The organism is Photorhabdus cinerea, assembly GCF_011189575.1.
Lineage (GTDB): Bacteria > Pseudomonadota > Gammaproteobacteria > Enterobacterales > Enterobacteriaceae > Photorhabdus > Photorhabdus cinerea.
The window spans coordinates 1-779 of record NZ_PUJW01000126.1; the positions used below are offsets into that span (position 1 = coordinate 1).

The following is a 779-nucleotide window of genomic DNA, read 5'->3' on the forward strand; positions in this document are numbered from 1 at the left end:
GCCAGAAGCATTAAAGCTGGTGGGAGAACAATTGAAAGCTGTAACAATGCTGGCTAACAGTTGTGCTGACTATAAAGATTTTGAAGCTCGTTGTATGGTGGCATTTGGGGTAAAAGGGCAGTTAAAATTGATTTATCCAGCCGCTTAACAGTTTAACCTTGATTTCGTCAAGCACCTGAATAATGATTGGTCATTTGATTTGGATGAGAGGTGTCTGTGTCTATTTGGCAAATTATAGTGGCTCTTGTTTTTTTATTTGCAATTGCATTTTGCTTATCTTTTCAAAGAAAGAAAACAGCGTTTCGGACAACAATGCGCGTATTAGCAATTGGTATCCCTATCAGCGTTCCTTTTGCTTTTGGTTTATTGCGTCCTGACTGTCACTTTAATATTAATGGATTTTATGAAAATAAAGGTACGCTCTGTTATAAATATACTGATTTTTTGACGCTGACTAAGAATGGAAACGGGGAGAGCATTCCTATTATGAAATTTTCCATTCTAGACCAAGACAAAGCTATTGTTTACCCTCGGGGAGAAGATGCTCACATAATTTTGGCCATAGATGGTGAATTCAAAATATATTCTTATGATATATATAAGACCGTGATCAATCTGGAAAAACGATATGGATCAGGAACTGGCTCACAGTAAGCCCCTTATGGGGCTTATTTGTTGGTTAATGTGATTGGTTCAGGCGGTATTGCATTTTCTATTTTTCTTATAGCTGATTTTATGAACTCAACATTTTGTTGAATAATATCGAATTTCGCCATATC

Annotated in this window: 1 protein-coding gene; it reads left to right on the forward strand. The window is 36.5% G+C overall.

Annotated elements, in window-relative coordinates:
* Nucleotides 1-216: 216 nt before the first annotated feature.
* On the forward strand, nucleotides 217-654 hold the full coding sequence (locus C5469_RS22940; RefSeq protein ID WP_166311014.1) for a hypothetical protein: 438 nt from the start codon (nucleotides 217-219) through the stop codon (nucleotides 652-654).
* The last annotated feature ends 125 nt before the right edge of the window (nucleotides 655-779 follow it).